Source organism: Cellulomonas sp. EB106-03-03-XG116 (assembly GCF_058792015.1).
On record NZ_JBYTEP010000108.1, the window covers coordinates 1 to 4,990 of the forward strand.

Annotated in this window: 5 protein-coding genes; 1 reads left to right on the forward strand and 4 read right to left on the reverse strand. The window is 76.8% G+C overall.

Annotated elements, in window-relative coordinates; translation table 11 throughout:
* Positions 1-143: 143 nt before the first annotated feature.
* The 4 genes from AC3WUG_RS19365 to AC3WUG_RS19380 form a co-directional block, all read right to left on the reverse strand.
* A complete protein-coding gene (locus AC3WUG_RS19365) occupies positions 144-392 on the reverse strand; it encodes an acyl carrier protein (protein WP_146838928.1) in 249 nt (82 codons plus the stop codon).
* 89 nt (positions 393-481) lie between these two features.
* On the reverse strand, positions 482-1,486 hold the full coding sequence (locus tag AC3WUG_RS19370) for a beta-ketoacyl-ACP synthase III (RefSeq protein ID WP_492329160.1): 1,005 nt from the start codon (positions 1,484-1,486) through the stop codon (positions 482-484).
* Positions 1,483-2,463, reverse strand: coding sequence for an ACP S-malonyltransferase (locus AC3WUG_RS19375; protein WP_492329161.1), 981 nt, complete (start codon positions 2,461-2,463; stop codon positions 1,483-1,485). The genes AC3WUG_RS19370 and AC3WUG_RS19375 overlap by 4 nt, the downstream gene beginning before the upstream one ends.
* Before the next feature lie 193 nt (positions 2,464-2,656).
* A complete protein-coding gene (locus AC3WUG_RS19380) occupies positions 2,657-3,955 on the reverse strand; it encodes a PucR family transcriptional regulator (protein WP_492329162.1) in 1,299 nt (432 codons plus the stop codon).
* 112 nt (positions 3,956-4,067) lie between these two features.
* On the opposite strand from AC3WUG_RS19380, the gene AC3WUG_RS19385 reads away from it, so the two are divergent.
* A complete protein-coding gene (locus tag AC3WUG_RS19385; RefSeq protein WP_492329163.1) occupies positions 4,068-4,748 on the forward strand; it encodes a hypothetical protein in 681 nt (226 codons plus the stop codon).
* Positions 4,749-4,990: the final 242 nt, after the last annotated feature.

Consider the following 4,990-nt stretch of genomic DNA (forward strand, 5'->3'; position numbering starts at 1 on the left):
GTTGTTGTGGTTTTGTGTGGGTGGGTCCTCTCTGCCTCCCCCCCCCCCCCCCCCCCCCGCGACCGGGGTCCGCGCCGCGGGAGCGCTGGGCTCCCGGACGCCGCGCGGAGGCGGCGGCGCGGCGCGGACCCCGGTCGGGTGTCTCAGGCCTGGGCGTTCGAGATGAACGACACCGCGTCGCCGACGGTCGCGAGGTTCTTGACCTCGTCGTCCGGGATGCGGACCTCGAACTTCTCCTCGGCCAGGGTCACGATCGTCATCATCGACAGGGAGTCGATGTCGAGGTCGTCCGTGAACGACTTCTCGGGCAGGACCGAGTCGGTCGGCAGGCCGGTCTCCTCGCTGACGATCTCGGCCAGGCCGGCCAGGATCTCCTGCTCGCTGTGCGCCATCGGTGTCTCCTTGGTTGTGTGCTGCACCCCGCCGTGAGGCGGGGCGACGGTCGTGCGGTCGATGAACGGTACTGCGGCCGGGCGCCCCGTCAGGGCAGCACGACCACCTGGGCGGCGTAGACGAGGCCCGCGCCGAAGCCGATCTGGAGCGCCAGGTCGCCGCTCTTCGCCTGGCCCTCGCGGATGAGGCGCTCGGTCGCGAGCGGGATGGAGGCCGCCGAGGTATTGCCGGTGTCGGCGATGTCCCGGCCGACCGCGACGGTCTCGGGCAGCTTCAGCTGCTTGATCATCTGGTCGATGATCCGCATGTTCGCCTGGTGCGGGATGAACGCGTCGATCTGGTCGGCGGTGACGCCCGCGGCGGCCAGGGCCTTCTCGGCGACCGGGGCCATCTGCCAGACGGCCCACTTGAAGACGCTCGGGCCCTCCTGGCGCAGCGTCGGCCAGCCCGCGCCCTTGTCCCGGGTGTCCAGCCAGGAGTGGGTCTGGCGGATGGCCTGCGCCTGCGAGCCGTCCGAGCCCCACACGGTCGGGCCGATGCCGGGGAAGTCCGAGGGACCGATCACGACCGCGCCCGCGCCGTCGCCGAGCAGGAAGGAGATGGAGCGGTCCGTCGGGTCGACGAACTCGCTCATCTTCTCCGCGCCGATGACCAGCACGTTGCGCGCGGTGCCGGCGCGCACCAGGGCGTCCGCCTGGCCGATGCCGTAGCAGTAGCCCGCGCACGCGGCCGACACGTCGAACGCGGCGGCCGGGGTGGCGCCGAGCCGGTCCGCGAGGATCGCGGCGCCCGACGGCGTCTGGTGGAAGTAGGTGACGGTCGCCAGGATGACCGCGTCGATGTCCGCGCCGGTCAGGCCCGCGTTCGCGATCGCCTCGCGGGCGGCGGTCTCCGCCAGGTCGAGCACGTCGGTGTCGGCGCCCGCGCGGACGCGGGTCACCATGCCGGTGCGCTGCCGGATCCACTCGTCGGAGGAGTCGATCGGGCCGACCAGGTCGTCGTTCGGGACGACGTTCTCGCCGCGGGCGGCGCCCAGGCCGAGGATCCGCGTGTGGGCGGGGCCGGTCGCCTGGGTCAGGGTGGGGCGGGTCACTTCGCGGTCTCCCGGGAGTCGTCGGTCGTGGGCGCGGCGCCGGGGGTCGCGGTGTGGCGGGCGACGAGGTCCCGGGCGGCGGGCAGGTCGGCCGGCGAGGTGATCGCGACCGTCTCCACCCCGGGCAGGCTACGCCGGGCCAGGCCCTTGAGCACACCACCGGGGGCGAGCTCCAGCAGGCCGGTGACGCCGAGCTCGACGAGGGTCGCCTGGCACAGGTCCCAGCGCACCGGCGAGGCGATCTGCGACACCAGGCGGGCCACCACGTCGGCGCCGGCGGCGTCCGGGCCGAAGGCGCTGCCGTCGGCGTTGGTGAGGAGCGTCACGCGCGGGGACGCGGCGGCGGCCTCGGCGGCCACGGCGGCGAACGCGTCCCGGGCGGGCTCCATGAACGGGGTGTGGAAGGCGCCGGCGACCGCCAGCGGCACGACGCGGGCGCGGGCCGGCGGGTTCTCGGCGAACCGGGCCAGGGCGTCCTGGGCGCCGGCGGCGACGACCTGGCCGCCGCCGTTGACGTTGGCGGGCCACAGGCCGGCCGCCTCGATCGCCGCGAGCACCTCGTCCGGGTCGCCGCCGAGGACGGCGGTCATGCCGGTGGGCACCGCGGCCGCGGCCTCGGCCATGAACCGGGCGCGCTGCCCGACCAGGGCCACCGCGGCGGCGTCGTCGAGCACGCCCGCGACGGCCGCGGCGGCGAACTCGCCGACCGAGTGCCCCGCCGTGGCGCCGGCCGTCACCGGGCCGCCCTCGTCCTCGAGCGCACGGAGCGCGAGGAGCGAGGTGGACACGATGAGGGGCTGGGCCACCGCGGTGTCGCGGATGGTGTCGGCGTCGGAGGTCGTCCCGTGCGCCGTCAGGTCGACGCCCGAGGCCTCCGAGAAGGCCGCCAGGCGGTCGGCGGATCCGGGCAGCTCGAGCCAGGGGGCGAGCATTCCGGGGGTCTGGGCGCCCTGTCCGGGGCAGACGATCGCGAGCACCCGACCACTCTGCCGGTGCGGACGCGCCGCGCCCGCTCACGACCCGCACACGGTTGCCGGGTCCGACTTGTCCGGGTCCCACAACGCTCGCGGGGCCCCGCGGCGTCCCGCGGGGCGCGAGGTCGGCGGTTGCGCCCGAGGTCGCCGGTCCCGCCGGGGGTGCGGTGGCCGGAACCGCCGACCTCGGCGGGGGTCAGGCGCCGGGGTGGTCCAGGCGGCCGACCGCGAGGGCCTGCTGCAGGACGTAGGCCTCGCGCGGGTCCAGGGGGTCCCAGCCCGTGACCTCGGCGACGCGGCGCAGCCGGTACCGGACGGTGTTGGGGTGCACGTAGAGCGTGCGGGCCGCGGCCTCCAGGGACCGGCCCGCCGCCAGGTAGGCGGTCAGCGTCTCCAGCAGGCTGCCGGTGCTGGCCAGCAGCGGGACGTACGCCTGCTCGACCAGCAGCGCCCGGGCGCTCGCGTCGCCGACGAGCACCCGCTCGGGCAGCAGGTCGTCGGCGAGCACCGGGCGCGGCGCCTGCGGCCACGCGGAGATGGCGGCCAGCCCGGCGAGCGCGGCGCGGGCGGACCGGGCGGCGTCGGCGAGGTCCGCGCCGGTGGGGCCCAAGACCACGGGCCCGGGGCCGAACCGCGGGAGCAGGGACGCCGCGGCCTCGCGCAGGTCGCCGGTGCCGCCGAGGAACACGACCAGCCGGTCGCCCTGGATGCCGACCAGCGCGTCGTCCGCGGCGCGGCGGGTCGCCCGGCGCAGGTCGGACGTCCGGACGTCGTCGAGCGGGGAGGCGGTCGTGCCGACGACGACCAGCGTGCTGCCGCGGCCGCTCCAGCCGAGCGCGGCGACCCGGGACCGGAGGGAGTCGTCGACGTCGCCGCGCAGCAGCGCGTCCACGACCAGCGCCTCCAGCCGGGCGTCCCAGGCCCCGCGGACCTCGGCGGCGCGGGCGTAGACCTCGGCGGCCGAGAAGGCCACCTCGCGGGAGTACCGCAGCACGGCCTCGAGCAGGTCCCGCTCGCCGCCGGGCGCCGCGAGCCGGTCGCTGTGCGACTCCACGACGTCGACCACCACGCGGACCAGCTGCAGCGTGTGCTGCAGGGAGATCGACCGGGTCAGCTCGGGCGGGGCGGTCGCGAAGATCTCGCCGACGCCGTGCGGCGGGCGCGACGGGTCGGCGAACCAGGTGACGAACGCGGTGATGCCCGCCTGCGCGACGAGCCCGACCCACGACCGGTCGTCGGCGGGCAGGGCGCGGTACCAGTCGAGGTCCTCGTCCAGCCGGCGCATCGCCGCCGCGGCGAGCACGCCGCTGCCCTCGCGGACGCGGCGCAGGGTCTCGCCGTTGCTGGCGTCGGGCGCCGTGGCGATGCGGCCGGCGCGGGTGCGGGTGCGGGCGGGGGACAGGCCGTCGACCGCGGCGGCGGCCCGGGCGGCGTCGTCGGCCGGGGCGGCGCCCTCGGGGGCGGGGGCCGCGGACGTCCGGCGGGGCTGAGGCATGCCGTGAGCATAGGGCCCCGTTGTGGGGAACCGACAAAGGTCCCGAGCGTGGCCGATGGGCCGGCGGACCGTTCGACCGGTGCGGGACGAGTGCACCGGATAGTGTCGCATCATGGCTCTGCTGCCCCGACTGCGCCGCCTGCTGGGTCGCCCCGTGCCCGCGTCCCGGATCGGGGCGCGCCGCCCGACGGGCGCGACCCGGCACGGCGACGTCCCCCAGGAGGACGCCCTGAGGTCCCGCCTCGGCGACGATCCCAACGACGAGCGCGCCTTCGCGGCCCTCGCCGAGATCGTCCGCCGGCACGCCGTGACCGGCGTCGACGACGACCCCCTGACCGCCGAGGCCGACGACGCGGAGCGCCAGCGCGCCGCGGATCTGGCCGTGTGGTCGCTCGGCGAGGAGCTCGCGGGCAACCCCCGCGCCTGGTACCCGTTGGTCGAGGTCGCGCGGCTGTCCGTGCGCGACGACCTGGAGGGGACGCTCCGCCGGCTGACGACCGCCGCCGAGCGCGACCCCTCCGGCGCGGCCCTGGTCACCGGCCTGCGGCTGCTGCGCGAGGCGGGGCTGCCCGTCGAGGCGCTCGGCCTCGGCACCGGGCACTGGCACCCGAAGGACCACGACCCGGAGGTCGGGCGCGAGCTCGTGCTCGCCGCCGTCGAGGCCGACCGGCCGCTCGACGCGAAGCAGCACCTCGCGAGCCTGGACCTCTACCCGAGGCAGGACGACATCGCGCAGATGCGCCGCGAGCTGGCGCGCCTGGTCGACCAGGCGGAGCGGCACGCCGGCGCCTGACGCCGCGCCCGACCACGAGAGCCCCGCCGACCCGCCCGGGTCGGCGGGGCTCTCGTGTGCCCGGACGCTGCCCACTGCCCGTCCGTCGCCCGGGCATGTGCCGCCGAGATAGGACGCGTGCGTCGAGATAGGGCCTCGTGCGGTCCTATCTCGGCGGGACGGTCCTATCTCGGCGTCGATGTCCGCCCTCGCTGAGCCCCGGGACGGCGACGGGCCCCGCACCCCTCCTCGGAGGGGTGCGG